This is a genomic window from Flintibacter hominis (assembly GCF_014287965.1).
Lineage (GTDB): Bacteria > Bacillota > Clostridia > Oscillospirales > Oscillospiraceae > Lawsonibacter > Lawsonibacter aceti.
Genome location: NZ_JACOPO010000033.1, coordinates 1 through 548, shown reverse-complemented (window position 1 = coordinate 548; position 548 = coordinate 1). Strand labels below are relative to the sequence as shown.

The window sequence follows — 548 nt, the reverse complement described above, 5'->3', positions numbered from 1 at the left end:
GACTTACTGGGGGTTGCGGTCTTTTCTTCCAGCGTGATAGATACTGTTCCAGCTCCGTCATGGTGTCCGGACGGAATCGTATAGGATGGAGCCGCAACGGTCAGCGTTTGGGTAACTGCCCCATTATCTGGCATCGTACCTGTGACCTTGCTGCCGCCAACATAGGCAGTTTCCCCATCGAGGATTTGTCCAGCCTCTGCGGTGGCGTCTGTTGTGTCTACAAACTCCTCCGGGATAGCTCCCACAGTGACGGAGGAAAGCACCTTGCCCTCTGTTGCCTCTACAGTCTGCTCGGACTTTGTAGGCGTGACAGTTTTCGTCTCTGGGACAATCTGCACCTTACCAGTACCAGTATGGTACCCCTTGGGGATGGTGTATGATGGTTCCTCCGCTGTAAGGGTTTTATTTGCGGCCCCATTGTTTGGCATGGTGCCGGTAGAAACCTTACCCGTCTTATCTACAAATACCTTTCCAGTCAGCACGTCAGCCACAGTGGTGGTCACAGCAGACACATCCTGGTAACTATCGGGAATCGGAGCTACCGTCAC

The 548-nt window shown here is 53.6% G+C and carries 1 pseudogene; it reads right to left on the bottom strand.

Features of this window, described 5'->3' with window-relative positions:
• Window positions 1-548 (bottom strand): annotated as a pseudogene (locus H8S11_RS13755) (hypothetical protein); the annotation flags it as partial.